This is a genomic window from Streptomyces yongxingensis, from assembly GCF_055597465.1.
In genome coordinates this window covers 4,340,276-4,366,232 of the sequence record NZ_CM145717.1, presented here as the reverse complement: position 1 = coordinate 4,366,232, position 25,957 = coordinate 4,340,276, and the positions used below count along the sequence as shown (strand labels likewise).

23 protein-coding genes are annotated in these 25,957 nt (G+C 71.8%); 12 read left to right on the top strand and 11 right to left on the bottom strand.

All coding sequences use genetic code 11. From position 1 onward, the window contains the following. Nucleotides 1-27 precede the first annotated feature (27 nt). Nucleotides 28-156: a cittilin family RiPP precursor gene (locus ACZ6TD_RS18310; protein WP_218053458.1), complete on the bottom strand. Its 129-nt coding sequence runs from the start codon at nucleotides 154-156 to the stop codon at nucleotides 28-30. A 166-nt stretch (nucleotides 157-322) separates the two neighbouring features. Here ACZ6TD_RS18310 and ACZ6TD_RS18305 point away from each other — a divergent pair, with 166 nt between their 5' ends. Then, entirely contained in the window at nucleotides 323-1,105 is a 783-nt protein-coding gene (locus ACZ6TD_RS18305; protein WP_471355248.1) for a GNAT family N-acetyltransferase, read from the top strand. Between the two features lie 92 nt (nucleotides 1,106-1,197). On the opposite strand, the gene ACZ6TD_RS18300 is transcribed toward ACZ6TD_RS18305, so the two are convergent. The 5 genes from ACZ6TD_RS18300 to ACZ6TD_RS18280 all read right to left on the bottom strand — a co-directional run bounded on the left by ACZ6TD_RS18300 (nucleotide 1,198) and on the right by ACZ6TD_RS18280 (nucleotide 7,383). Beyond that, entirely contained in the window at nucleotides 1,198-2,328 is a 1,131-nt protein-coding gene (locus ACZ6TD_RS18300; protein WP_471355246.1) for an ABC transporter ATP-binding protein, read from the bottom strand. Nucleotides 2,329-2,354: 26 nt separating this feature from the next. Next, nucleotides 2,355-3,425: an ABC transporter ATP-binding protein gene (locus tag ACZ6TD_RS18295; RefSeq protein WP_471355244.1), complete on the bottom strand. Its 1,071-nt coding sequence runs from the start codon at nucleotides 3,423-3,425 to the stop codon at nucleotides 2,355-2,357. Nucleotides 3,426-3,444: 19 nt separating this feature from the next. Further along, entirely contained in the window at nucleotides 3,445-4,422 is a 978-nt protein-coding gene (locus ACZ6TD_RS18290; protein ID WP_385204562.1) for an ABC transporter permease, read from the bottom strand. 91 nt (nucleotides 4,423-4,513) lie between these two features. Then, nucleotides 4,514-6,304: an ABC transporter substrate-binding protein gene (locus ACZ6TD_RS18285; protein WP_471357830.1), complete on the bottom strand. Its 1,791-nt coding sequence runs from the start codon at nucleotides 6,302-6,304 to the stop codon at nucleotides 4,514-4,516. Between the two features lie 71 nt (nucleotides 6,305-6,375). Then, entirely contained in the window at nucleotides 6,376-7,383 is a 1,008-nt protein-coding gene (locus ACZ6TD_RS18280; protein WP_471355242.1) for an ABC transporter permease, read from the bottom strand. A 523-nt stretch (nucleotides 7,384-7,906) separates the two neighbouring features. Between ACZ6TD_RS18280 and ACZ6TD_RS18275 the strand changes: the two genes are divergently transcribed. Beyond that, nucleotides 7,907-9,163 (top strand): hypothetical protein, encoded by a 1,257-nt coding sequence (locus tag ACZ6TD_RS18275; RefSeq protein WP_471355240.1) that lies wholly within the window; start codon nucleotides 7,907-7,909, stop codon nucleotides 9,161-9,163. A 162-nt stretch (nucleotides 9,164-9,325) separates the two neighbouring features. Here ACZ6TD_RS18275 and ACZ6TD_RS18270 read toward each other — a convergent pair whose 3' ends face one another. Then, nucleotides 9,326-11,488 carry a S9 family peptidase gene (locus tag ACZ6TD_RS18270; RefSeq protein ID WP_471355238.1) on the bottom strand — a complete coding sequence of 721 codons (2,163 nt, stop codon included), beginning with the start codon at nucleotides 11,486-11,488 and terminating at the stop codon, nucleotides 9,326-9,328. A gap of 319 nt (nucleotides 11,489-11,807) precedes the next feature. On the opposite strand from ACZ6TD_RS18270, the gene ACZ6TD_RS18265 reads away from it, so the two are divergent. From ACZ6TD_RS18265 to ACZ6TD_RS18230, 8 genes are all read left to right on the top strand, one after another. Continuing rightward, nucleotides 11,808-12,002: a hypothetical protein gene (locus tag ACZ6TD_RS18265; protein ID WP_069864354.1), complete on the top strand. Its 195-nt coding sequence runs from the start codon at nucleotides 11,808-11,810 to the stop codon at nucleotides 12,000-12,002. 62 nt (nucleotides 12,003-12,064) lie between these two features. Then, nucleotides 12,065-12,949 (top strand): N-acetyl-1-D-myo-inositol-2-amino-2-deoxy-alpha-D-glucopyranoside deacetylase, encoded by an 885-nt coding sequence (gene mshB, locus ACZ6TD_RS18260; protein ID WP_471355235.1) that lies wholly within the window; start codon nucleotides 12,065-12,067, stop codon nucleotides 12,947-12,949. After that, a complete protein-coding gene (locus tag ACZ6TD_RS18255) occupies nucleotides 12,946-13,314 on the top strand; it encodes a DUF6113 family protein (RefSeq protein WP_471355233.1) in 369 nt (122 codons plus the stop codon). Before mshB ends, ACZ6TD_RS18255 begins: the two co-directional genes overlap by 4 nt. Before the next feature lie 197 nt (nucleotides 13,315-13,511). Then, the gene (locus ACZ6TD_RS18250; protein ID WP_471355232.1) at nucleotides 13,512-15,728 is read left to right on the top strand and encodes a peptidoglycan binding domain-containing protein; all 2,217 of its coding nucleotides are present in this window, start codon (nucleotides 13,512-13,514) and stop codon (nucleotides 15,726-15,728) included. A gap of 184 nt (nucleotides 15,729-15,912) precedes the next feature. Next, nucleotides 15,913-16,878 carry an ABC transporter ATP-binding protein gene (locus ACZ6TD_RS18245; RefSeq protein WP_471355230.1) on the top strand — a complete coding sequence of 322 codons (966 nt, stop codon included), beginning with the start codon at nucleotides 15,913-15,915 and terminating at the stop codon, nucleotides 16,876-16,878. Continuing rightward, nucleotides 16,875-17,618: an ABC transporter permease gene (locus ACZ6TD_RS18240; RefSeq protein WP_471355228.1), complete on the top strand. Its 744-nt coding sequence runs from the start codon at nucleotides 16,875-16,877 to the stop codon at nucleotides 17,616-17,618. The genes ACZ6TD_RS18245 and ACZ6TD_RS18240 overlap by 4 nt, the downstream gene beginning before the upstream one ends. 88 nt (nucleotides 17,619-17,706) lie before the next feature. Then, nucleotides 17,707-18,978 carry a sensor histidine kinase gene (locus ACZ6TD_RS18235; RefSeq protein ID WP_471355226.1) on the top strand — a complete coding sequence of 424 codons (1,272 nt, stop codon included), beginning with the start codon at nucleotides 17,707-17,709 and terminating at the stop codon, nucleotides 18,976-18,978. 153 nt (nucleotides 18,979-19,131) lie between these two features. Beyond that, nucleotides 19,132-19,704 carry a response regulator transcription factor gene (locus ACZ6TD_RS18230; RefSeq protein ID WP_471357828.1) on the top strand — a complete coding sequence of 191 codons (573 nt, stop codon included), beginning with the start codon at nucleotides 19,132-19,134 and terminating at the stop codon, nucleotides 19,702-19,704. A 114-nt stretch (nucleotides 19,705-19,818) separates the two neighbouring features. Here the strand turns inward: ACZ6TD_RS18230 and ACZ6TD_RS18225 are convergent, their stop codons facing one another. Together ACZ6TD_RS18225 and ACZ6TD_RS18220 are read right to left on the bottom strand one after the other, a co-directional pair. Continuing rightward, complete coding sequence (locus ACZ6TD_RS18225) at nucleotides 19,819-20,655, bottom strand: transglutaminase-like domain-containing protein (RefSeq protein ID WP_471355224.1); 837 nt, start codon at nucleotides 20,653-20,655, stop codon at nucleotides 19,819-19,821. A gap of 18 nt (nucleotides 20,656-20,673) precedes the next feature. Further along, on the bottom strand, nucleotides 20,674-21,690 hold the full coding sequence (locus ACZ6TD_RS18220; protein ID WP_471355222.1) for a GNAT family N-acetyltransferase: 1,017 nt from the start codon (nucleotides 21,688-21,690) through the stop codon (nucleotides 20,674-20,676). 114 nt (nucleotides 21,691-21,804) lie between these two features. Between ACZ6TD_RS18220 and fdxA the strand changes: the two genes are divergently transcribed. Both fdxA and dapC read left to right on the top strand, forming a co-directional pair. Then, the gene (gene fdxA, locus ACZ6TD_RS18215; protein ID WP_014054705.1) at nucleotides 21,805-22,131 is read left to right on the top strand and encodes a ferredoxin; all 327 of its coding nucleotides are present in this window, start codon (nucleotides 21,805-21,807) and stop codon (nucleotides 22,129-22,131) included. A gap of 267 nt (nucleotides 22,132-22,398) precedes the next feature. Beyond that, a complete protein-coding gene (dapC, locus tag ACZ6TD_RS18210) occupies nucleotides 22,399-23,520 on the top strand; it encodes a succinyldiaminopimelate transaminase (protein WP_471355220.1) in 1,122 nt (373 codons plus the stop codon). Between the two features lie 642 nt (nucleotides 23,521-24,162). On the opposite strand, the gene ACZ6TD_RS18205 is transcribed toward dapC, so the two are convergent. Together ACZ6TD_RS18205 and ACZ6TD_RS18200 are read right to left on the bottom strand one after the other, a co-directional pair. Beyond that, entirely contained in the window at nucleotides 24,163-24,792 is a 630-nt protein-coding gene (locus tag ACZ6TD_RS18205) for an ATP-binding protein (protein WP_471355219.1), read from the bottom strand. Between the two features lie 214 nt (nucleotides 24,793-25,006). After that, nucleotides 25,007-25,927: a VldE C-terminal domain-containing protein gene (locus tag ACZ6TD_RS18200; RefSeq protein WP_471355217.1), complete on the bottom strand. Its 921-nt coding sequence runs from the start codon at nucleotides 25,925-25,927 to the stop codon at nucleotides 25,007-25,009. Between the last annotated feature and the right edge of the window lie 30 nt (nucleotides 25,928-25,957).

Sequence of the window (25,957 nt, the reverse complement as noted above, 5' to 3'; positions counted from 1 at the left end):
CCACCGCCTGCGCTCACCCGCGCCGGTTTAGTAGTACGAGTACGGCAGGGTGAGACGGTCCTTACGAGTGAGCCGGGCGAAGAGCGCTCCGGTGAGGATCAGCTTGCGCATGGCGAACACCTCCCTCTCGTTGGGGGCCGGACGCAGTGGGATCACTGTGCCGACATGCGCTAGACAGTAAATATTCGTCGCACAACTATCAAGAGTTGACAATTTTCATCAGAAGGTAGTGGATCGCTTAATTCCTTTTACTCCGTGAGTTATGCACGTTTACCAGTTATCGAAAGGCGTTTCATGGTGCGGATTCGCTTATGATCATGACGTGTCGCGGAACGATCTTCAGCGCATCATCGACTTCCGGATCTCCTTCGCCCGCCGACAGGCCGGTGACGTGCGGGAGGTGCCGGGTGGTTTCCTGGTGCTGCACCGGGAGTACGCACGCTCCCATGAGCACAATCAGCTCCACATCACCGGGCCCGCCGACCCCGAGGGGCTGCCCGAGCTCGCCGACGAGGTCATGGCCTTCCTGCCGCACCGCCGGATCACGGTCCATGACGAGGCCCTGGGCCTGCTCTGCGTGCCCGCGCTCGAACAGGCCGGGTACACCCACGTCACCGAGGTGCTGATGGTCCACACCGGGCCGGTGCCGGAGGCCGGGGCGGTCGATGTGGTGGAGCGGGAGCTGGGGCCGGATCCGCACGGGCTGCTGCGGCGGGCGGTGACGGCGCAGCAGTGGCGGTGGATGCCGGACGCGGACGAGAAGACCGTGCACGACCTCGTGGAGCGGCGCACCGCCCGGCGGGCCGGGGCCGAGGAGGTGCTCTTCCTCGCCGCCCATGACGACACCGGCGAGATCGCCTCCTGGGCCGATCTCTATCTCGAACCCGCCGCCGGGATCGCGCAGATCGAGGAGGTGGCGACCGCCGAGCCGTATCTGCGCCGCGGCTACGCCGGCGCCGTCCTGGCCGACGCGCTGCGCCGCGCGGCCGCCGCGGGGTGCGGGCTGCGGTTCCTCGTCGCCGACCAGGACGACTGGCCGCTGCGCTGGTACGGCCGCCGCGGGTTCACCGCCGTCGGGCGTACGCACTCCTTCTCGCGCTTCTGACGGCGAACGCGCGGTTCTGACGGCGAACGCCCGGTTCTGATACCGAACTCCCGGTTCCGAACGCGCGGTTCTGATACCGAAAGGCCGGTCCGTTACGGCTTCTTGTGCGGCAGGGCCTCCGACTCCGCCGCGATCAGCGCCGGGTCCAGCACCACGTCCTCCTCGCGGGCCTCGAGGGTCGGGTCCTCGGGGAAGTGGCAGGCGGACAGGTGGCCCTCGCGGTTGCCGTCCAGGCGGATGAGCGGCGGCTCCTCCCGCGCGCATGTGTCCTGGGCCTTCCAGCAGCGGGTGCGGAAGCGGCAGCCGGAGGGCGGGTTGATGGGGGAGGGGACGTCCCCGGCGAGCCTGATGCGCTCGCGGCGGGTGGTCTCCACGCCGCCCGGGCCGTCCGAGGCGTCCTCGGCCATCACCACCGCCGCGTCCGGCACCGCGGACAGCAGCGCGTGGGTGTACGGGTGGCGGGGGCGGCGGTAGATGGACTCGCGGTCGCCCACCTCGACCACCTTGCCCAGGTACATCACGGCGACGCGCTGCGAGAAGTGGCGTACGACGGCGAGGTCATGGGCGATGAACAGGAAGGCGATGCCCAGTTCCCGCTGGAGCTTCTGGAGCAGATTGACGACCTGCGCCTGGATGGAGACGTCCAGCGCCGAGACCGGCTCGTCGGCGACGATCAGCTTGGGCTCCAGGGCGAGCGCGCGGGCCACCCCGATGCGCTGGCGCTGGCCGCCGGAGAACTCGTGCGGGAAGCGGTTGTAGTGCTCGGGGTTGAGGCCCACGATCTCCAGCAGTTCGCGCACCCGGGCCTCGCGGCCGCCCGGCGGATCGATGCCGTTGATCTCCATGGGGCCGGAGATGATGGTGCCGACGGTCTGCCGGGGGTTCAGCGAGGAGTACGGATCCTGGAAGATCATCTGGATCTCGGAGCGGATCGGGGCGAGCTCCTTGCGGCCCGCGTGGCTGATGTCCCGGCCCCGGTAGGTGATCGTGCCGCTGGTGGGCTCCAGCAGCCGGGTCAGCAGCCGGCCCGTGGTGGACTTGCCGCAGCCGGACTCGCCGACCAGTCCGAAGCTCTCTCCGGCGTGCACGGTCAGATCGACCCCGTCCACCGCCTGCACGGCCCCGACCTTCCGCTTGAACGGGAAACCGCCCATGATCGGGAAGTGTTTGGTCAGCCGTTCGGTGACCAGGAGGGGTTCGGGTGTACCCGACTCGATGCTCATGCGTCAGCGCTCCTAAGCCCTGGTCCCTAGCCCAGCCGGGGCTTGATCTGCTCGGTGAAGAGGGTCTGTTTCCGCTCGGCGCTCAGATGGCAGGCGGCGCCGCGGCCGTCCGGCAGCGACGGCCGCTCGGTGGCGCAGCGGTCGCCCGCCACCTGGTCGGTGTAGCGGCACCGCGGGTGGAAGGGGCAGCCCGGCGGGGGGCTGAGCAGGCTCGGCGGGGAGCCGGGGATGGGGCTCAGCGGCTCGTCCACGGCGGAGGTCAGCCGCGGCATGGAGCCCAGCAGCCCCCAGGTGTACGGGTGCTGGGGGGCCCGCAGCACCTCGCGGACCGTACCGCGCTCCACGGCCCGGCCCGCGTACATCACCAGCAGGTCGTCGGCGGTGTTGGCCACCACGCCCAGGTCATGGGTGATGAGGATGATCGCGGAGCCGAACTCCTGCTGGAGGTCCTTCAGCAGGTCGAGGATCTGGGCCTGGACGGTGACGTCGAGGGCGGTGGTCGGCTCGTCGGCGATCAGCAGATCGGGGTCGCAGACCAGCGACATCGCGATCATCGCGCGCTGCCGCATCCCGCCGGAGAACTGGTGCGGATAGTCGTCCACCCGCAGCCGCGGGTTGGGTATGCCGACCTTCTGAAGCATCTCGATGGCCCGGGAGCGGGCCTCGCTCTTGGAGGCGCCGGTGTGCTTGCGGTACGGCTCGGCGATCTGGCGGCCCACCGTGTAGTACGGCGACAGGGCGGTCAGCGGGTCCTGGAAGATCATCGCCATGGTGTTGCCGCGCAGCCGCTCCAGGGTGCGCTCGGGCGCGCCGGTCAGCTCCTGCCCGTCCAGCAGGATCTCGCCGCTGACGGTGGTGGTGCGCGGGTCGTGCAGGCCCAGCACGGTGAGGTTGGTGACGGACTTCCCGGAGCCGGACTCGCCCACGATGCCGAGCGTCCGGCCGCGTTCGAGGTCGAAGGAGAGGCCGTCGACGGCCTTGACGATCCCGTCCTCGGTGGAGAACCGGACGTACAGATCGCGTACGGACAGGAAGGCGCCGTCGCCGGGAGCCGATGGTGGCGTCGCGCCGTCGTCGGGCTTGGTGAGTGTGGTCATCTCGGCAGCTCCGGGTCTGTCAGGCGAGGCGCACGCGCGGGTCGATGAAGGCGTAGGCGGCGTCGACCAGGATGTTGAACACCACGATGGCCGCGGAGCTGACCAGCATCACGCCCATCAGCATCGGCAGATCGGTGAGCTGGACGGACTCCACCGCCAGCCGTCCGATGCCGTGCAGCGTGAAGGTGTACTCGGTGACCATGGCTCCGCCGAGGAGCGATCCGAGGTCGATGCCGAAAATGGTGATGATGGGGGCGATGGCGCCGCGCCAGGCGTAGCGGAAGAAGACCGTACGGCTGGAGAGCCCCTTGGCCCTCGCCGTGCGGACATGGTCCTCCTGCAACTGCTCGACCATCTGGGAGCGGGTCATCCGGCTGTAGTTGGCCATGAAGATCAGCGAGAGCACCACCCAGGGCAGCAGCATCCCGCTGAACCACTTCGCCGGATTCTCGGTGAAGGGGTAGTAGGCGGGCTGGTCCATGATCCCCAGCCCGCTGACGAACCAGGCCAGGGCGAGCACCCCGACGAAGTAGATCTGCATCGAGGCGCCGAGCAGCGACAGCGAGCTGAAGAACTTGTCGATCCAGGTGCCGCGCCGCCAGGCCGCGATCATGCCGATGCCGATCCCGCAGACCAGGAACACGGCGGCGCCGCCGATGGCGAGCGAGAGGGTGGTCGGGAAGCGGTCGACGATGGTGCTCCAGACCGGCTCCTGGCTGACGAAGGAGTAGCCGAAGCAGGGCGCGTCGCAGTGCCCCACGGCGAAGTCCCGCCCGGCGACGATCCCCACCATGAACTTCCAGTACTGGACCGGCACCGGCTGGTCCAGGCCCAGATTCTTGTTGATCATGGCGAGCGAGGTGGGATCGCAGTTCTTGCCGCAGGCGAGCCGGGCCGGTTCGGCGGGCAGGGCGAAGAAGAGGAAGAACGTGATCGCGCTGATCAGGATCAGGATCACGATCGCGCCGAGGGACCGGCGGGCGAGGAATCTCAACATGACGTCGGTGATCTTCCGCTAGGGGCGGGTCCCGGCCGCGTCCGCCGGGGCGGACGCGGCCGGGCTCTGCGCTGCCTGGGTGCGGCCGCGGCTACTTGATGAAGACGGCCGTCGGGTCCACGGCGCCGTAGACCGAGTTGAACTTCACTCCGCCCAGCCCTGAGCCCCAGAGGGTGAACAGCCGGTTGTAGAAGGTCGGGACGGCGGGGATCTCATCGGTGAGGATCTTCTCGCTGAGCTTGATCCACTCCGAGGTGGCCCGGCTCAGATCGCTGACCTTGGCCACCTTGCCGATCTCGTCGTTGACCGACGGGACGTTGAGGTGTGAGTAGTTCGCGGAGTCGTCGTAGACGTTCTCGCCGCCGTACACCGGCGGCACCACGGTCGAGGCGGACGGCCAGTCGGCACCCCACGAGGACCGGTACAGGTCGAACTTGTTCTTGACCTTTCCGATCTGGGTGTAATAAGTCGACTGGTCGATCTCCTTCTTCTGCACCGTGAACCCGGCCCGCTCCAGGGCCCGCTCGACGACCACCGAGGCGTCCTGATGGGTGTCGCCGTTGCCGTAGGCGTAGACGAGCTCGTAGTTCTCCTTGCCCGCCTCCTTCAGCAGCTCCCTGGCCTTCTTGGCGTTGCCGCCGGGGTACTTCTTCTTCTGGAACGGGTCGAACGAGGGGTCGTAGCCCTTGAGCGTGGGGCCGACCAGCCCACCGCCGATCTCACCGGCCTTCGGACCGCCGAACTGCTGGAGGTACTGACCGCTGGGGAAGGCCCAGGCGATCGCCTCGCGCACCTTCTTGTCCTTGACCCGATCGGTGTTGATCGAAACGACATCCACATAGGGCTGCGTTTCGGTCAGCGACCGGGACATCGCCTCCTTGTCCTTGAGGACCGTGGAGATCTGCGACGGGTCGACCGCGTTGGTCCACGTCATCCCGTTCCGGTCGGCGCCCTTGTTCGCCTGGAGCCGGCGGGTGGAGTCCACCCACTGGTGGCCGAAGGAGACGTCGAACTTCTCGACGTACTGATGGCGTATCGAGTCGGTCTTGGGGTCCCACTGGTCGTTCTTGACGAACTGGATGCCCTTGCCCGGCTTGAAGTTCTGGATCTTGTACGGACCGGAGGCCAGCGGGGCCTTGTCGTACTTCTCCTTGGTGTCCTTGCCCGGCGGCACCGCGCCGATGTTGGGCATGGCGACCGCGAACGGCACCTCGGCGCGCGGCTGGTCGAAGTGGAAGACGATGGTCTTGTCGTCCGGGGTGTCCAGCACCGACTTGGGCAGGTGCTTGCCCTTGTAGGGGCCGTCCGGAAGCGCCTTGCGGTACTTCTGGCCCTCCCCGGAGAGCCACTGCTGGAGATAGGTCGGCCCGTTGGTCTGATACGGCGCGTAGAGCCGCTCGACGGCCTGGCGGACGTCCTTGGAGGTGATCGGCGAGCCGTCCTCGAACTTCAGCCCGTCCTTGAGGGTGTACGTCCAGGTGCGGCCGCCGTCGGAGGACTTGCCGGTGTCGGTGGCGAGGTCGCCGACCAGCTTGGCCTTGCCCGTCTTGTCGTCGAACTGGTAGTTCGTCAGCGTCCGGTTGTAGAGCGTCTGCATGATCAGCTCATCGCTGACGTAGATCTGCCCCGGGTCCAGATGCTCGAAGGCGTCCCGCTGGAGCACCGTGACGGTGCCGCCCTTCTTGGCGCCCGGCAGGTCCTTGGCCGGTCCGGTGGAGTCGGCGGCGGTGCCCAGGGTGATGTCCTGGGACTCCATCTTGGGCTCGTTCGAATCCTTGGGTTCCGAGCCGCCGCCTCCGCTGCTGCACCCCGCGAGCGCCAGGGCCCCCGCGGCCAGGGCGACGGCGTAGGTACGGGCTCTGCGACTGTTCTTGGACGTCATCGTGGTCACTGCACCTGCCTCATCGGACGGAAGACTTGCCGTTCACTGCCTTGGGCCCGCCGGCCCCCCGGTCACCGCGTGGTCTTCGGATCCATCGCGTCCCGGACCGAGTCCCCGAGCAGGTTGAAGGCGACCACGAAGACCACCATGGCGATGCCGGGGAAGAACATGTAGGTGATGTCGCCCTCGTAGAAGTTCGCGCCCTTGGCGAACATCCGGCCCCAGTCGGGGGTCGGCTCCACCACGCCGACGCCGAGGAAGGACAGCGCCGCCTCCGCCGTCACGAAGTTCGGCAGCATCAGCGTGGACTGCACCAGGATGGGCGTGACGAGGTTGGGCAGCAGCTCCTTGCGGACGATCCGCCACGGCGAGGCGCCGGTCACCCTGGCCGCCTCGACGAACTCGCGCTCCCTCAGGGAGAGCACCTGGCCGCGCAGCAGCCGGGCCAGCTGCATCCAGCCCAGCAGCCACAACACCATCACCAGGGCCGTGACCCGGAAATAGGTGGGCGTCTCCTTCTGCGGGCTGACGAACAGCGCGGTGACCACCGGCATGAAGGCGACGAAGAAGAGCTGCTGCGGAAAGGACAGCAGCAGATCGATGAGGCGGCCGAGGAAGTAGTCGGTGCGGCCGCCCACATAGCCCGCCACCACGCCGATCACGATGCCGGTGAGCGTGGACAGCACGGTCGCGGCCAGCCCGATCAGCAGCGAGGTGCGGATGCCGTAGACGAGCTGGGTCAGCACATCGCGGCCCAGCTTGGGCTCGACGCCGAACCAGAACTCGCCGTCGATGCCCCCGTTGGGCTTCATCGGATAGCCGGTGAGGGGGTCCAGCAGCTCGGGCCGGTCCAGGCCGTAGGTGGTGTACGGATCCTTGCCGTACAGCCAGGCGATCACCGGCGCCAGCACGGCGACGGCGAAGAAGAAGACCACCACGCACGCGGAGATCACACCGGTGCGGTCGCGCCTGAAGCGCCGCCACATCAACTGGCGGGGCGCCAGACCGGCCGGCGCCTCGCCCTCCGTGCCGCCCGGTGCGGTCTTCTCGACCACGCCGGTCTGGGATGGACTCGTCATCGCGTAGCGTCCCCCCGCACTGGTGTCACACCGTCAACTCGCGTTGTCTATGCGCGTCATGTCGCCGCCCGCTCGCCAGGGTGGTGCATGCGTGTCGGGTTGAGCGGACTTTCGCAACCGGGGAACGGCCCAGTCAAGGGTCCGGGGAGGGTGGATGTGCCGCTCATTCGAGTCTTGAGCGAAGATTTGGCAGATCGAGGTCCAGGCGTGCTTGACAGAGATCCCCCATGGGGGACAAAGCGCGGACTATGGGTAGGAAACGCGTTAACACACAGGCAACTCCGCTGTCGCAACACCGATATACGGACGCGTCAGGCTGAACCGCGTACGGCCGTGCGGGTGCCGTGGACCGGCCGGGGCGCGCCATGCCGCCCCGGCCGGTCGCACCACTTCGGTGGGCGCGGCCGGTCATGTCTCCCGGCGGTCTCCGGACGGTCACGATCCGCATTTTTCTTCCACGATCCGTATTTTTCTTCGGTTCGCGACGGTTGCCCGGGGTGCGGGGCGGGGGAGACCTACGGCTATGGGGCAGGGACGGATACTCAACAGCGGAGCGCGCGTCTTCGGGGCGCTCGTCTGCGCGGTTCTCGGGCTGATCTCGCTGGGATGGATCATCCACGACCTGGACAAGGCCGATGAGGCGAACCATCTGTGGTGGACCTGGGCGGGGCTGCCGTTCCGGGCCACCGGAGGGATCTTCGGCTCCTCCCTGCTCGACCTCGCGCTGCTGCTGGTCTACGCGGTCGTCGGGATCACCGCCCTGCGCTCGCCGGCCGCCGCAGGGGCGCTCGGCTCGGTCGCGGTCGTGACCGTCGCGGTGCGCCTGCCCAGCCTGTGGAACCTGAACTCCGACTGGCTCCAGGGCATCCCCGGCGATCTGAAGACCCGGGCGAACCTCAGCGCCTGGGCGCAGGTGGTGCTCGCGGGGCTGCTGCTGGCCGTCGTGGCCGCCGCACGCCGCCCCGCCGACCTGGCCGCCCCGTCCGGGCAGCCGGTCTCGCCCGCCGACCGGCCGCCGGGCCGCCCCTCGCCCGGGGCGGCGGTCGTCGGCGCGCTGTTCCTGGGCGCCATCGGGGCCGTCATCGCCGCCTGGCAGATCTACTGGGCTCAGGAGCGCGGCTGGGAGATCTACAAGTACCTGCTCACCGGCAAGCACACGCTGCCGACCCTGCTCTCGGCGCCCGGTGCCTGGACCGCGTGGGCGGCGGCGGCGCTGTGCCTGGCCGGAGCGGCCGCCGCGCTCGCCCGCGCCCCGCTGGCGCGCCCGCTGGGGATGGTGGCGGCGGCGCTGGCCACGGCCACGGGGATCAGCGAGGCGTCGCTCTACATCAAGCTGGACTACGTGGACCACCTCAGCGATCTGCCGACGGTGGGCGTGCTCAGCGTGCTCACCGGCTTCTTCGAGGCGATCGCGGGGCTGATCGCCCTGATCGTGCTGGCGCGGCGCGGCGTGGAGGAGGGCGCCGCGGGCGCCGGGGGCCTCGGCGGCGCCCCGGCGTACGGCGGCGGCTATGACGGCTATAGCGGCTACGACGGGGGTTACGACACCCAGGGGCCCGGGGGCTACGGGGACGGCGCCGGGGCCGGGGGCTATGGGGACGGTTCCGGATCCGGAGGCTACGGCGGCGGTTACGGCAGCGGCTATGGCGGCGGGGGCTACGGCGGCGGTTATGCCCCGCCGCCGCCCGCCACTCCGCCGCTGGTGCCCCCGCCGCCCGGCACCCCGCCCGCCGCGCCCCCGCCGCCGTCCGCGCCTCCGGCGCCGCCGCCGGGCTGGTGACCGCGGATCAGCGAGGCACCGGGGTCCAGGCCCCTGTCCGGTGCGGGTGCGCCCCGAAGGGGCGCGGGGCTGTGTCGATGTGCGGCTCCGCCGCGTGGGCGCGACCAGCCACGACGGTGCCGCGGATGATCGACGGCAGGTCAGGGCGCTCCCAGCGGAGCGCTACCGCAGCCCGAGGGACCGCTTGAGGAAATCCACCTGGAGCAGGAGCAGATTCTCCGCGACCTGCTCCTGCGGGGTCATATGGGTCACCCCGGACAGCGGCAGCACCTCGTGCGGACGGCCCGCGGCCAGCAGCGCCGAGGAGAGCCGCAGGGTGTGCGCGGCCACCACGTTGTCGTCCGCCAGACCGTGGATGATCATCATCGGCCGGGCGGTGCCGGCCGCGCCGGACAGCCCCTCGTCGGTCATCAGCGCGTTGGCGGCGTAGACCTCGGGCTGTTCGTCCGGCAGGCCCAGATACCGCTCGGTGTAGTGGGTGTCGTACAGCCGCCAGTCCGTCACCGGGGCGCCCACCACGCCCGCGTGGAAGACGTCGGGGCGGCGCAGCACCGCCAGCGCGGCCAGGTAGCCGCCGTAGGACCAGCCGCGGATGGCCACCCGGCCGAGGTCCAGCGGATAGCGCCCGGCGAGCGCCGTGACCGCCTCGACCTGGTCCTCCAGCGTGACCGCGGCCAGGTCGTCGCGTACCGCCTTCTCCCAGGCGGGGGAGCGGCCGGGGGTGCCGCGGCCGTCCGCGACGACCACCGCGAAGCCCTGGTCGGCGAACCACTGCGAGGTGAGATGGGCGTTGTGCGAGGCGACCACCCGCTGGCCGTGCGGGCCGCCGTAGGGGTCCATCAGGACCGGCAGCGGCCCGTCGCCCTCCTGGTAGCCGCTGGGCAGCAGCACGGCGCACGGGATGTCCCGCTTGCCCGCGAAGACGAGCTCGGGGCGGGCGGTGATGACGGGCCGCTCCGGGTACGCGTCGAGCTCGGCGAGGCGCTCGGCCGCGCCGTGGTCGGCGGGCCGGAGGATCTCCACGCTCACCCCGGGCCGCTCAAGGCCCGTGTACGACAGCGCGATCACCTCACCGCCGCGCACGGCGGAGTGGACCGCCGGGAAGGGCCGCTTGCCGACCGGCTCCCAGCCGCCCTGGTCGCCGCTGCCCCGGAACCAGGCGCGGTGGACGGCGATCTCGCCCGGCTGCTCGGGCAGCGGCGCACCGGCCCCGGGGGCGGCGGAGAACAGCACGTCGTCCGTGCCGATGTCGAGGACCGCGCGCACCTGGAGGGCGCTGGAGGTCAGCTTGCGGTCGCCCACCATGAGCACCCGGGCGCCGCCTTCGTCCGCGATGCGGACGAGTCGTCCATCTTCGGTCCAGGCCGGCACTCCAGGGAAAAGATCCAGCCAAACCGCGTCCTCATCCACATGGACCGTGCTGGTCCTACCGGTGTCGGTGTCCACGGCCAGGTAGAGCTGGCTGCGCTGGTCCCTGGCCTGGACCAGAAGCAGCGGCGGACCGTAGGCCGACCAATGCACCCGCGCGAGGTACGGATAGTGCTCCCGGTCCCACTCGATCTCCGTACGGGAGCCGTCCAGACCGAGCAGAACCAGCCGCACCTCGGCGTTGGCGGTGCCCGCGGCGGGGTAGGCCACCTCCGCGGGTTCCCGGCCGGGGTGGGCGGGGTCGGCGATCCACCAGCGCCGTACGGGGGCCTCGTCGACCCGGGCGGCCAGCAGGGCGTCGCTCCGCGGCGACCACCAGAAGCCGCGTGAGCGGTCCATCTCCTCGGCCGCGATGAACTCCGCGAGGCCGTAGGTGACGGAGTCCCCCTCCGGCTCCGCGAGCGCCCGATCCCCCTCGCCGTCCACGCCCGTGACCCGCAGCGCCCCGCCCGCCGCGTAGGCGATGTGGCGGCCGTCGGGCGAGGGGCGCGGGTCCACGACCGGACCGGGGACGCGCAGCTCGCGGGTGGTGCCCGTGGGCAGCTCCGTGGTGAACAGCCGCCCGGAGAGGGCGAAGGCGGCCCGCTCGACCGCGGCGTCCACCGCGTAGCCGACCACCCCGGCCGACCCCTCGCGGCTGCGCTCGCGCCGCGCCCGCTCCTCGGGGGACAGCTCCTCGTCGGCGCCGCCGAGCAGCTCGGCCGGGTCGGCGGCGGGGTACTCGCGCCGCTCGGCGAGGTCGTACACCCACAACAGGCCGGTCCGGTCGGTGCCCGAGCGGGAGCGCAGGAAGGCGACGCGTGAATCGTCGGGGGCCACGGAGAGGGCCCGTGGTGTCCCGAGGGTGAAACGTTGGGTGCGCGCGTGCTGCCGTGGGAACGAGAGCTGTCCGGTCATAGGGGGAGCGTACGGCTCAGGATCATCGTGAGGGAGGCTACGGATCGGTAGGCCGGGCGGGCGTTGCCCCTGGCACGGTCCGGCCGGGACGCCGCCGGTGTCAAGCGGCCCCGGGCGGTGGCGATATGGCGCATAACCAACGAGAAGTCGCCCCCGGGACCGGGAAGTTCGTGCGATCAGGCATGCGCCCCTGTCATGCTCCCGTGCACCGAGTCGTGTGCGCACCGCCATAGTTATGATCGATTGCGCATAGTGGGTAGCCCCCCTGTGGCATCAATATGTTGTCCGTCCGAGTGCGTGTACCTGGAGGTGAGCCGCTGTGGCGCTCTCGATCTCGATGTCAGTGCTGCTGCTGATCATCGTCTTCATGCTCGTGAACAAGGCAGGGCTGAAGGCGGTTCATGCGGTCGTCTGTGTCCTCCTCGGCTTCTACCTGGCCAGTTCCTCGGTCGCTCCGACGATCGACGACCTCACCACCAATGTGGCGGACATGATCGGCGGCGTGAAGATCTGACCCCGAGCGGGGCCGGGGCGTGCGACCCATGGGCACGTGTGTGCGAATCGTAGGCTGTGCCCATGACCGTTCTTCCCGCCCGTCGTCTGCTGCTGGTGCACGCACATCCGGACGACGAGTCGATCAATAACGGCGCGACCATGGCGAAGTATGCCGCCGAGGGCGCACACGTCACCCTGGTGACCTGCACCCTCGGTGAGGAGGGCGAGGTCATCCCGCCTGCCCTCGCGCATCTCGCCGCCGACCGCGACGACGCGCTCGGCCCGCACCGGATCGGCGAACTCGCCGCGGCCATGGACGCCTTGGGGGTCGAGGACCACCGCTTCCTGGGCGGGCCCGGCCGCTATCGCGATTCCGGGATGATGGGCGCCCCGCAGAACGACCGGCCGGACTGCTTCTGGCAGGCCGACCTGGACGAGGCCGCCGGGCATCTGGTGGCCGTCGTCCGCGAGATCCGGCCACAGGTCCTCGTGGCGTACGACACCAATGGGGGCTACGGCCACCCCGATCACATCCAGGCGCACCGCGTGGCGATGCGCGCCGTGGAGCTGGCCGCCGATCCCGGCTTCCGCCCCGACCTCGGCGAACCGCACGACATCGCGAAGGTCTACTGGAACTGCGTGCCGCGCTCGGCCGTCGAGGAGGGCTTCGCCCGGCTGCGGGCCGCGGGCCGTGACTCCCTCTTCCCCGGCGTCGCCACGGTGGACGACATCCCCGGGGTGGTGGAGGACGCGGACGTCACCGCGTTCATCGACGGCACCTCCCACGCCGGGGCGAAGGCCGCGGCGATGCGCGCCCACGCCACCCAGATCGCGGTGGACGGCCCCTTCTTCGCGCTCTCCAACGACCTGGGCCAGCCGATGTTCGTCCACGAGCACTACCGGCTCGTCAAGGGCGAGGCCGGGGCGGACCGCGAGGACGACCTGTTCGCGGGGGTGGCGGCATGACGGCCCCGCGCCTGGGCGGATATGCCCTGCTCGCCGTGGCCGGAGCGCTGGTGGGCGGCGCGGGCGCCCTGGTCCAAGCGGCGTGGTTCCCCGGCGGGTTGCTGCTCGCGCTGCTCGCGGTCGGGGGGCTGTGCTACGGCGGGGTCAAGGCCATGGGCGCCCGGATGGGCGGTGGAGTGCCCGCGGGGGCCTGGACGGTGGCCGTGTTGCTGCTCACTTCCTCCCGTCCGGAAGGGGATTTCCTTTTCGGCGCCGGACTGGGGTCGTACGCTTTCCTCCTCGGCGGGATGTTCATCGGTGTGATGTGTGCCACGCTGCCATTGGTGCCGCAACCTCCTGGCCCGCCGGTCCGACTTGGTAAGTGACGTGACGTTTTCGGCACGACGTCCACGGCACTCGGAGGCCCCTCGGACTCATGGCGAAGGGTGCGCCATCGGGCGTACCGGATGCGGTGATCCGGCGGCCGTCAAGTGCGCGTCCGCACCGCCCAGTATGGTGGTGCCGCCGCCGAGCCGCCCGCGCGAGGTCTGACGGGCGGCGGAGCTAACTGGGAGAACCTGCTTTGAGCCGTGAATCTGACAGTTCGTCCTCCGGGCCCCGGGAGGGAAGCGGCGGTGCCGTCTACCCGTCGGGCACCCCGCCGTACGGATCCCGCCAGTACCCCTCGCCGAACCCCATGCAGGAGGCCCCGCAGGGTGCCGCCGAGGACGGGCAGGCGCGTGCCGCGGCCAAGCCGGAGGAGCCGAAGACCGAGACCACGCTGACGACCCGGATCAAGATCAACATTCCGGGGTCGCGGCCCATCCCGCCGGTGGTCATGCGCACGCCCGTCGCGGAGGACGGCGTGCCCGCGCCCCGCTCCGGCGGGGATGACGACGCCCCCGAGCGCACCAGTGCCCTGCCGCGCGTCGACTTCACGCCGACGCCGGAGCGCGGGGTGCCGGCCGAGCCCGGCGGGGCCGGCGAGCCCACCGAGGGCCGGGAGAGGAAGAGCGGTAAGGACGGCGAGCGGACCAGCGACTGGTTCTCGCCCCGTAAGCCCAGGAGCGGCTCGTCGGCCACCGGGAGCACCCCGAAGCCGCCGGCGCCCCCGGCCCCGGACACCACGCAGGGGTTCCCGGCGCCCGACACCACTCAGGGGTTCCCCGCACCCGACGCCACACAGGGTTTCCCTTCCCCGGAGACCACGCAGGGATTCCCCTCGCCCGAGACCACGCAGGGGTTCCCGGCGCCGCAGCAGGGCGGCGGCCCCGCCGCCGATCTGCCGTACTTCACCGACGCCCAGGCCCCGTCCGGTCACCCCGAGCCGACCGGGCCCACCACCGGCCCGGTCACCGGCGACATGTACATGCCGCCCTCCGGGCCCGGTGCGGGCCCGCGCGACAGCGAGCTGCTGGCCCCGCCCGGACCGGGCTCCTCGGGCGGCCCGTACGGCGGTGATCCGCAGACGCCCCCGGGCGGAGTGGGCCCGCTGGCCGGGGGAGGCCCGGCCGGTCAGCCGCCGACCCCGCCGGGCGGCTCGCCGCTGTCCGGCAGCCTCGGCGCCACCACCGGCGTGGGCCCGCTGACCGACCCCGGGGCGGGGTCCGCGGACGACCTCGGAGCCGATCCGTCCCCCTCGCTGTTCCGCGACCCCGAGCCCACGCCGACCGGTGGCGTGCCGCCCGAGCAGATCTCCAGCGACACGCTGGTCAGCGGGGTGCCCGTGGTGCCCTCGGCCGAGGGCCGGGCCAAGCCGCCGTCCCCGCCCGCCCCGGGCGGCCCGGGGGCCCCGGCGCCCGGCGGCGACAGCGCCCCGGCGCCGTCCGCCCCGAAGGCCGGTAAGCCCAAGAAGAAGGGCCGGTCCAAGGTCGTCATGGCCGGGGGCCTGCTGTTCGTGATCGCGGGCGGGGCCTACGTGGCCGGTCTGGTGATGAACCACGCCGATGTGCCGAACGGCACCACCGTCCTCGGCGTCGACATCGGCGGCACCTCCAAGGAGGTCGCCGTCGACAAGCTGGACTCCGCGCTGGGCAAGCGCACCACCGCCCCGCTGACGGTGTCGGTCGACGGCCAGGAGAAGGAGATCAAGCCCTCCGTCGCGGGCCTGGCGCTCGACACCGAGGCCACGGTCCGGGATGTCGCGGGCCGGGACTACAACCCGGTCACCGTGATCGGCTCGCTCTTCGGCGGCACCCATGAGGCCGACCCGGCGGTCACCGTCGACGAGGAGAAGCTGCGGGACGCCCTGGAGCGGCTCGCGGGCGACTCCGGCACGGCCCGCGAGGGCGGCATCAGCTTCACCTCCGGCAAGGCCGTTCCGGTGTACGGCAAGGAGGGCAAGGGGCTGGACGTGGACAAGGCGGTCAAGGCCGTCTCGGACGGGTTCCGGATGCGCGCCGAGACCGGGCAGAACAAGGCCATCACCCTGCCGGTCACCATCAAGCGCCCCACGGTCAGCAAGGCCGAGGTGGACCGGAAGTTGAAGACCTTCGCCGAGCCCGCGATGTCGGGGCTGGTCACGGTCCAGACGGACGCCCAGCACTCGATCCCGTTCGGCCCGGACAAGTCGCTGCCGAAGATCCTCTCCATGCGGGTGGTCGACGGCAAGCTGGTGGAGCACTACGACCTGGCCGTCCTCAAGCAGCTCTACGGCAGCACCTTCGACGGCGTTCTGCTCGAGCGGGGCGACGGCTCCAAGAAGCCCGTCACCCCGGAGGACGTGGTGTCGGCGCTGCGCCAGGCGCTGCTCGGCAAGACGCCCAGCGAGCGCATCGGCATCGTCGGCAAGGACAACTGACCGGCCCGTCACACGCGGTCGGACGACGCGGCCCCCGCCCGGCACGGGTGGGGGCCGCGGTATGTCTGCCAGGTCAGCGTCCTTTCCTGGGCCGCGTCACGGCCCGACCCATGACATCTGTCATCTCCGGGTCACGACCGCTGACACTGCCGGGCACACCCCGCCCTCGGCCAGTCTTACGGCCATGACCGCAACGACCGCTGTTTCCCACCCCGGCACCGGGGCCGCCGCCACGGGTGCCCCGCCCGTGGTCCGCTTCGAGAAGGTGAACAAGACCTACGGCAGTGTGCGCGCCGTGACCGATCTCGATCTCACCCTGTACCCGGGGGAGACCGTCGCCCTGCTGGGCCCCAACGGCGCCGGTAAGTCCTCCAGCCTCGATCTGCTGCTCGGCCTGCGCCACCCCGACTCCGGCCGGGTGGAGGTCTTCGGCACCACCCCGCGCCAGGCCATCGTCCGCGGCCGGGTCGGCGCGATGCTCCAGAGCGGCTGTCTGATGGAGGAGGTGACGGTCCGCGAGCTGGTGGGGCTGGCCTGCGATCTGCACCCCAAGGGCCATCCGGTGGACGAGGTGCTGGAGCGGGCGGGGATCACCGAGATCGCCTCCCGCAAGGTGAACAAGCTCTCCGGCGGCCAGGAGCAGCGGGTGCGCTTCGCGTTCGCCACCGCCGGGGCCTCCGACCTGATCGTGCTGGACGAGCCCACCACCGGTATGGACGTCTCGTCCCGGCAGACCTTCTGGGGCGCGATGCGGGATCAGGCGAGGCAGGGCCGCACCATCCTGTTCGCCACCCACTACCTCGATGAGGCCGACGCCGTCGCCGACCGGGTGATCGTGCTGCACCGCGGCCGGGTGCTGGCCGACGGCTCGTCCGCCGAGATCAAGGCGATGGCCGGGGCCCGGCGGATCTCCTTCGAGCTGGACGGGCCGCCCGACGAGACGGCGCTGCGCGCCCTGCCCGCGCTGACCGGGATCGAGATTTCGGGGCGTACCGTACGGATACGGTCCGCCGACGCGGACGCGACCGTGCACGCGGTCTACGGGCTCGGGCTCTATCCGCACGGGCTCGAGGTCACCGGCCTCGGCCTGGAGCAGGCGTTCCTCGCCATCACCGACGCCGCGGCGGCAGTTGAGGAGTCCGCACGATGAAGGCGCTGGTCAAGCTGGAGATCGCGCGGACCCTGCGCAATCGCAAGTTCATGTTCTTCACGGTCGTCTACCCGTCCGTGCTCTTCCTGCTGATCGCGGGCAGCACCGACGCCGACGACCGCGTGCCCGGCACCCGGCTGTCGATGCCCCTCTACTACATGGTCGCGATGGCCTCCTTCGGGGCGCTGACCGCCGGGCTGATGGGCAACGGCGAGCGGATCGCCAAGGAGCGCGAGGGCGGCTGGACCCGGCAGCTGCGGCTCACCCCGCTGCCCGGCCGCGGCTATGTGGGGGCCAAGATCGCCGTGGGTGCGGTGGCCACCCTGCCGTCGATCGTGATCGTCTTCGTGGTGGCCGCCGTCGCCAAGGGCGTACGGCTGGACGCCGCCTGGGAGTGGCCCGCGCTGACCGCCGCGATCTGGGCGGGCTCCCTGGTCTTCGCGGCGCTCGGGGTGGCCATCGGCTATCTGGCGAGCGGGGACGCGGTACGGCCGCTGACGATGATCATCTACTTCGGTCTGTCGATCCTCGGTGGGCTGTGGATGCCCACCTCGTCGTATCCGCGGTGGCTGGAGAACATCGGCGACTATCTGCCCACCCACGCCTACACCGCGCTCGGCCAGGCGATCGAGCTGGGCGGCGCCCCGCACGCCAAGGACGTGGCGCTGCTCATCGGCTACCTCGCGGTCTTCGCGGGCGGCGCGGCATGGCTGTACCGCAAGGACACCCGTAAGGCATGAAGGGCACCGTAAGGCGTGAAGGATGCCGTAAGGCATGACCGGGGGCGCGAGGGCGTGGCCCGAGGCGTGATCCGAGGAGAGAAGAACCATGGCTGACCGGGCCGAGTGGACCGACGGCGATCCGGAGTGCCGCCCCGGCGGGCGCCGCCGGCTGACCTGGTGGGCCGACGCGATGGCGTACGACGAGGAGCACGACCGGGTGGTCTCCATCGGGCAGTCCCCCGAGAACCGCAGACAGGCCCTGGTCAAGCTGATGTGGATCGGGATCTGGATGGCCTATATGGGCGCGCCGGTGAGCGATCTGGCCGACGGCGACCACACCGCCCTGGGCACCGTGTGCGGCGGGCTCGGCCTGCTGGTCTTCGTCGCCGTCTATCTGATGCTGGTCTTCCGGCACACCGGGCGGGCGCTGAGCCGGGCCGCGGTCCTGGGGGCGCTGGGCATGATCTGCGCGCTCGCCGCCCTGCTCACCCTCACCATGGGCGACGACTGGCTGGTGCTCTCGGTCTATGTGTCCGTCGCCTTCGGGGCGGTGCTGCCGCTGCGGGTCTCGGGCTGGGCGATCCCGCTGAACACGGCGTTCATGGTGGCCATCGGGGTGCTGGTGCGCGGCTCGCACGGGCTGGTGTCCGCCCTGGTGATCCCCTCGCTGCTCGGCGGCTTCGCGATGAGCGGGGTGCGGCAGATGGTCCGCACCACCCGGGCGCTGCGCGCCGCCCGCGCCACCGTGGCCCAGCTCGCCGCCAACGAGGAGCGGCTGCGGCTCGCCCGCGATCTGCACGATCTGCTGGGCCACTCGCTCTCCCTGATCACGCTCAAGAGCGAGCTGGCGGGGCGGATGCTGCCCGACAAGCCCGAGCAGGCGGCGCGGCAGGTGGCCGATATCGAGCGGGTCAGCCGGCAGGCGCTGGTAGACGTCCGGGAGGCGGTCAGCGGCTTTCGCCGCCCCACCCTGGAGGCCGAGGTCGCCGGGGCCCGTACCGCCCTCGCCGCCGCGGGCGTCGCCGCCGATCTGAGCCGGGCCGGCATCCACCACCCCGACCTTCCGCCCGACCAGGAGGGGGCGCTGGCCTGGGCGCTGCGCGAGGCGGTCACCAATGTGGTGCGGCACAGCGGGGCGCGCCGCTGTGCGGTGACGCTCGACGAGACGGGCGACGAGCTGTGCCTGACCGTCACCGACGACGGCCGCGGCGCCACCGGCCCGCACGGCAACGGGCTCACCGGGCTGGCCGAGCGGCTCCAGCTCGCGGACGGCCGCCTGGAGACCGGCCCCGGCGAGCGCGGCGGCTTCACCCTCCGCGCCCTGGTCCCGCTCTCCCGCGGCGCCCGCGCGGAGCTGCCCTCGCAGGCCGCGCCGTAGGGAACTCGCAGGCCGCGCCGTAGGGAAGGCGGGCGGTCCGCAGGGAAGGCGGGCGGTCTGCGGGGAAGGCGGGCGGTCCGGCTGGTCCTGGCCGTCGCGGGAGCGGCTACGCTGCGGGGCGTGATCCGGGTACTGCTGGCCGAGGACCAGTCCATGGTGCGGGAGGCGCTGGCCGCGCTCCTCGGGCTCGACGACGAGATCGAGGTCGTCGCGCAGGTGGCCCGCGGCGACGAGGTCGTGGACGCCGCCCGGACCCATCGCCCCGATGTGGCGCTGCTGGACATCGAGATGCCCGGTCTGAGCGGGATCGAGGCCGCCGCCGCGCTGCACCGGGCCGAGCCCGGGATCCGGATCGTGATCCTGACCACCTTCGGCCGCCCCGGCTATCTGCGCCGCGCCATGGAGTCCGGCGCCGACGCCTTCCTGGTCAAGGACGCCCCGGCGGCGCAGCTCGCCGACGCGATACGGCGGGTGCTGCGCGGGGAGCGGGTGATCGACCCCACGCTGGCCGCCGCCGCGCTCGTGGACGGGGCCAGCCCGCTGACCGCTCGGGAGCGCGAGGTGCTGCGCGCCTCGGCGGACGGCTCGACCAACGCGGAGCTGGCCCGCGCCCTGAACCTGTCGCCGGGCACGGTCCGCAACTACCTCTCCACGGCCATCCAGAAGACCGCCGCCCGCAACCGCGCCGACGCCGTCCGCATCGCCCGCGACAAGGGTTGGCTGTAGTGACCGCGCCCTGAAGGGGCGCGGGGCTGTGTCGATGTGCGGCTCCGCCGCGTGGCCGGCCACGCAGCCGCCGCGGACGATCGACGGCAGGTCGGGGCGGGGACGGCGGAGCGCTCAGTTCAGCATCGCGCGGGCGGCGCGGGCCTGGCGGCGTATCGTCTCGGCGGCGTCGGGCTCCACCGCCGCCACGACCTCCGCGTAGTCCTCCAGCTCCTTGGCGCCGGTCAGGAACTCACCCCGCTCCACCAGGAGTTTCGCCCGCTCGTAGCGCAGCTCGGCCGGGTGGCTGGGCAGCAGCAGGGACAGCTCCAGCGCCCAGAGCCGGACATCGGTGCGCTCGGGGCGGGCGGACGCCCAGGCGCGGATGTTGTTGAGGATCCGCAGCACGATGTCCAGCGGCCCGGCCGGGGTCAGCATCGACGCCGAGAGCGGGGCGCCCGTGGCCCCCGACACCAGCGTCGCCGCGTCCTCGGCGGACAGCGGCCGCCCGCCGTCGAACGGATCGGCCAGCACATGGCCGCCGTAAGGATCGCCGAAGCCGACCACGAAGTGGCCCGGCAGCCCCACCCCGTACACCGGCGCGCCCGCCCGCCGCGCCACCTCCATCCACACCACGGACAGCAGGATGGGCAGCCCCCGGCGGCGCCGCAGCACCTGGTGGAGGAGCGAGGACTCCAGCCGCCGGTAGTCGGCCGGGCCGCCCCGGAAGCCATGGCGCTCACCGAGCAGGCGGGCCAGCGCGGCGGCCCAGTCCTCGGGGCCGCCGGGGGAGAAGGGGAGCTGACCGGCCAGCCGGTCCAGCTCGATCTGCGCTTCGTCGATTCCGGTCTCGTCCAGGCCGGGGTCGGCCTCCATGCCCACCAGCAGGCACAGCAGCGCCAGATCGGGGCGCTCTTCGCGGGCCGCGTCGGCGAACCAGCGGCGGCGGGAGACGTCGTTCATCCGTGGCATAGCCGCCTCGTACCCTGCTCAGCGCGGATCCTGCCCGGACGCGCGCCAGTGATGGTAGCTGTGATGGACGGTGAAGCCCATGCCCTCGTAGAGGGCGTGCGCCCCGCCATTGTCCGTCTCCACCTGGAGATACGCGGCCGAGGCGCCCTCGTCGAGCGCCGTGCGGGCCAGCGCCGTCATCACGGCCTTGGCCAGACCCTGGCGCCGCCGCTCCGGGGCGACCTCCACGGCGGTGAACCCGGCCCAGCGGCCGTCCACCACACAGCGCCCGATCGCGGCCGGGGCGCCGCCCCCTTCCGCCGCTATGGTCGCGAACCACACCGACGGGCCGCCCGACAGCACCGTCCGCGCCTCGGGCGAGGGCTCGCCGGACGACCGCTGGTAGCGGGCCAGCCAGGCGTCGTCGAGTCGGCGGGAGAGCGTCACCGCCGAGGTGTCGGCGTCCAGGTCCCCGATCGGGGCGAGCGCCGCGATCTCCACCAGCGAGGAGACCTCCCGTATCCAGCCGCGGCTCTCCAGCTCCGCGGCGAGCAGCTCCTGGGTGCCCTCGGCGCCCGTGCTGACCTGGATGTACGCGGGCAGCTCCCGCGCCGCGTACCATTCGGTCACCCGGCGCAGCGCCTCGTCGAGCCCCATCCCGGGGTCGCCGAGGGGCAGTACCGAATTGGCGCGCCGGGTGAAGCCGCCGGAGGCGCGCAGCGTCCACTCGCCCAGTGGCTCGCCGGTCACCGGCGGCCAGGCCCGGGCGGCGACCCGGTCCAGCTCGGGCGCGCTCGCGGCGGGGCCGCGGCGGCGGGCCGGAGCGGCGGGCACCACCTTCCCCGCCACCAGGGACGACTCGGCGATCCGCACCGGCTCACCGGTGCGCCGGGTGATGGAGAGCGTCCCCTCGGTCCACGATGTGAGAACCCCGACCACGTCGGTGAACGTGGCGCCGGGCTCACGATCTTCGGTCACAAGCCTGACCGAGACGCGTTTTCCCACGTCATCCGGGGTGATCCGGACTTCGAGACGTCCGCCAGTGGTGAAATCCACAGCTCTGTCAGCCCCTCATGTGCGCTCGGTGCCCAAGAACGGAGATACTAGGTGCGGGCATCGACGACGCCGCGCTCCCGCGCGATAGCAGCCCTAACGAGGAGGAACGACAGCGTGACCTACGTCATCGCGCAGCCTTGTGTCGACCTGAAGGACAAGGCGTGCATCGAGGAGTGCCCCGTCGACTGTATCTACGAGGGCCAGCGGTCCTTGTACATCCACCCGGACGAATGCGTCGACTGCGGGGCCTGTGAGCCGGTCTGTCCGGTCGAGGCGATCTTCTACGAGGACGACACTCCCGAGGAGTGGAAGGACTACTACAAGGCGAACGTCGAGTTCTTCGACGAGCTCGGTTCGCCCGGTGGCGCGAGCAAGCTCGGCCTGATCGAGCGGGACCACCCCTTCATCGCCGCGCTTCCGCCGCAGGAGCACGACGAGTAAACCCCTGCCCCGGCGCCATCGCCCGGAAGCAGTCGGCGGTCCCGTACGGCCTGTGGCCTGCGGGACCGGGCTGTTTCCCGGGCCTCCCCGGCGCTCCCGCGGTTTCCCGGGCCTTCCGGCGGATTTCCCGGCGCCCGCCCCGCCGGGGTTCCCCAGGGTTCCCCTGGAGTCCGCCGGGGTTCCCCTGGAGTCCGCCGGGTCCGCCGGGTCAGCCGGGTCCCCCGGGTCCCCTCGGCCCGGGCAGTTCCGAAGAAAGCGAGCCACCCCGTGCCACCCGTCTCCGCCCGCCTCCCGGTCTTCCCCTGGGACCGGCTCGAACCGTACAAGGCGACCGCCGCGGCCCACCCCGACGGCATCGTCGACCTCTCGGTGGGCACCCCCGTCGACCCGGTCCCCGAGCTGATCCGCGCGGCGCTCGCCGACGCCTCGGACAGCCCCGGCTATCCGACCGTCTGGGGCACGGCCGCGCTGCGTGACGCCCTCACCGGCTGGGTGGAGCGGCGGCTGGGCGCGGCCGGGGTGACCCACACCCAGGTGCTGCCGGTGGTCGGCTCCAAGGAACTGGTGGCCTCGCTGCCGACGCAGCTGGGCCTGGGCCCCGGCGACCGGGTCGCCTTCCCGCGGCTCGCCTACCCGACGTACGAGGTGGGCGCGCGGCTGGCGGGCGCCGAGCCCGTGCCGTACGACACGCAGACATTTGCGGCTGGCGCCGCGGGCACGGAGCTCGACCCGGCCGGGCTGAAGCTGCTGTGGCTCAACTCCCCGTCCAACCCCACCGGCCGGGTGCTGTCCAAGGACGAGCTGCGCACCGCGGTCGCCTGGGCCCGTGCCCACGGGGTGCTGGTGGTCAGCGACGAGTGCTATCTGGAGCTTGGCTGGGAGGCGGATCCGGTCTCCGTGCTCCACCCGGAGATCTCCGGCGGCTCCTTCGAGGGGCTGGTGGCGGTCCACTCGCTCTCCAAGCGGTCCAATCTGGCGGGCTACCGGGCGGCGTTCCTCGCCGGTGACGAGGCGGTGCTGGGTGAGCTGCTGAAGATCCGCAAGCACGGCGGGATGATGGTCCCCGCACCGGTGCAGGCGGCCACGGTCGCGGCGCTCGGCGACGACAAGCACGTGACGGAGCAGCGCGAGCGCTACGAGCGGCGCCGGGCCGCGCTGCGGTCGGCGCTGGAGGGCCACGGCTTCCGCATCGAGCACAGCGAGGCGTCGCTGTACCTGTGGGCGACGCGGGACGAGCCGTGCTGGGACACCGTGGGAGCCCTCGCCGAGCTGGGCATCCTGGTGGCCCCGGGCGAGTTCTACGGCGCGGCGGGGGAGCGCCACGTCCGGGTCGCGTTCACGGCGACCGACGAGCGCGTGGAAGCGGCGGTCCGCCGACTGGCGGGCTGAGGACCGGAGCCCGACTGGGGATGTCCGGCGGGTCGTGACGCCTGCGGCGGGCTGCTCCCCTACCCGCCCCTTCCCACAACTGGGGCGCAGCCCCAGACCCCGGTCCGGGGCTGCGTTCCGGGTTCCGGTCCGGGGTTGCGTTCCGGGTTCCGGTCTGGGGCTGTGTTCCGGGTTTCGGTCTGGGTTGGCGTTCCGGGTTTCGGTTGGGGGCTGTGCCTCGGGTTTCGGTCTGGGGTTGTGTTCCCGGTTCCGGTCCGGGGTTGCGTTCCGGGCTCCGGTCCGGGGCTGTGCCCCAGATTCCGGTCCGGAGCTGTGCCCCAGATCCCGGCCCGGGGCTGTGCCCCAGATCCCGGTCTAGGGTTGCGTCCCAGATCCCGGTCCGGGGCTGTGCCCCGGGCTCCGGACCGGAGGCTTCGTTCCTTCCCGCAGTAGCGATATGCGGCTCCGCTGCGTGGCGGGGCTCTGCCCTGGATCCCAGGGTCCAGGGGCGGAGCCCCGGACCGGGGGCTGGGGCGGAGCCCCAGTTTCGGGAAGGGGCGGGGAGGGGAACAGTCCGCCGGACACCCCGTAGCGGCCGATGGACCCGAAGGGGCCCGGGGAGTACGCGAACTCCCCGGGCCCCTGCGTACGTCCGGCGGACGATCAGCCGAGCAGCGGCAGGCCCTTGATCGGCAGGCCCTTGACCGGGAGGTCCGGGCCCTGCGGGGCGCTGGGCGCGGGGGCCTGCGGGGCGGCGGCCGGGGCGGCAGGTGCGGCAGCGGCGGGCCGCGCGGGCTTCACCGCCTTGCCCTTGCCCTTGGCGTGGGCGCCGCCCTTGCCCTTCCCGTGCCCGAGGGCCCGGCTCTCGCCCTTACCGGCGCCCTTACCGGCGGCCTTGGCGTGGGCGGCCCTGGCCGGGGTGCTCTTGGCGGACTTGTGGGCCTTGGCGGCCTTCACGCCCTTGGCAGGCTTGCCGGGCTGCGCGGGCTTCGCGGGCTGCGCGGGCTTGGCCGGGGTCACGTTCGCCGGGGCGGCCCGGCCCGGCAGGATCCCCTTGACGGTCCCGCCGGCCTTGCCGCTGACGTCACCCGCCGTGCTCCCGACCTGCTGCGAGGCGACGTCGGCGACCTCACCGACCGCGGCGGCGTCCAGTGAGGACAGCCCCAGGTTGGATGCCTGCGGCTGGGCCGGCTCCGCCGCACTCGCGGCGCCGGCGGCGCCGACGACGGGAGCCGCGCTCGCCGCGACCAGTAGCGCCGCGCGGGCGATCCGACGGGTGAGAGGGAGGGACATGGTGCTCCTTTGACGAGGGGACAATTGGCGTCTGCGTCCGGCGATTCGGACGCTGTGAATACCGCGTGAACCTCGCGAAGGTTGCGGTGCCCCAAGGCAAAGAGTTGGCAATGCGTCGCATTATCCGTTTCTGCGCGTAATACGCCCGGACCATTCCGCCGTGCGTGCCGCTCAATCCACCATCAGCCGCCCTGAACTGCGGTGATTCCATGCGCTATCGCATGGTGTCGATCCGTACTTCCGCCCCGGAAATCCCCTTGGCCGGACGCCAACCCGCCCCGGAATTCCGTGCGTTCCATTCGCGCTTGCCGTAAGAGACACGTTCGATGCGCAACTCGTCCGAGTGGGCCACCGCCCAGTGCGCGATCTCCCAGCCGCGCTGCCCGGCACGCCCCGGGGTCGCCGCCTTGGGCACCGGAACCAGCACCGTGTGCGGCGAGGGGGCGGCCTGCTGACCGCCGCCGTGCCCGGCCAGGGCCGGCCGCGCCTCCGTCTCGGCGCCGAACTCCCGCTTCAGCGCGGCCCGTACGCGCACCGGATCGCCCGCCTTGCCGTCGTCCGGCGGCCCCGGGCAGCTGAGGGCCGCCCCGGAGCGCCCGGTGAGGGCGCCGGTGAGCACCACCGCTTCGGTCTCGTGCTTCGCGTACGCCTGCGGGAAGCCGCTGCGCTGCACCCGCTGCGCCGCCACCGTCAGCGGCAGCCGCGAATAGCCGGGCATCCGCACCAGGTCGTCGTAGAACTTCCCGGCGGCGTAGACCGGATCGCGGATCTGCCGCACATTTCCCCAGCCCTGGGAGGGGCGCTGCTGGAACAGCCCCTGCGAATCCCGGTCGCCGTGGCGGATGTTGCGCAGCCCCGACTCCTGGAGGGCGGTGGCCAGCGCGATGGTGACGGCCCGCTCGGGCAGTCCGCGGGAGGCGGCCACGGCCTCGATCGTGGCGGCGTTCACGGTCTGTTCGGGGGAGAGCCGCACCTGGACGCCGCCTGCCCGTACGACACAGCGCGGCGGTCCCACACCGCCCGTCACCAGCTGCGCCGCCAGATATCCGGCCAGGCCCAGCAGTACGGCACAGGCGACCGCGGCCCGCAGCAGCCGGGCGCGGTGGGAGAAGACGGACAGGGGCACGGGCCACACGGTACTGGAGCCTCACGCGGCCTGTTTCCG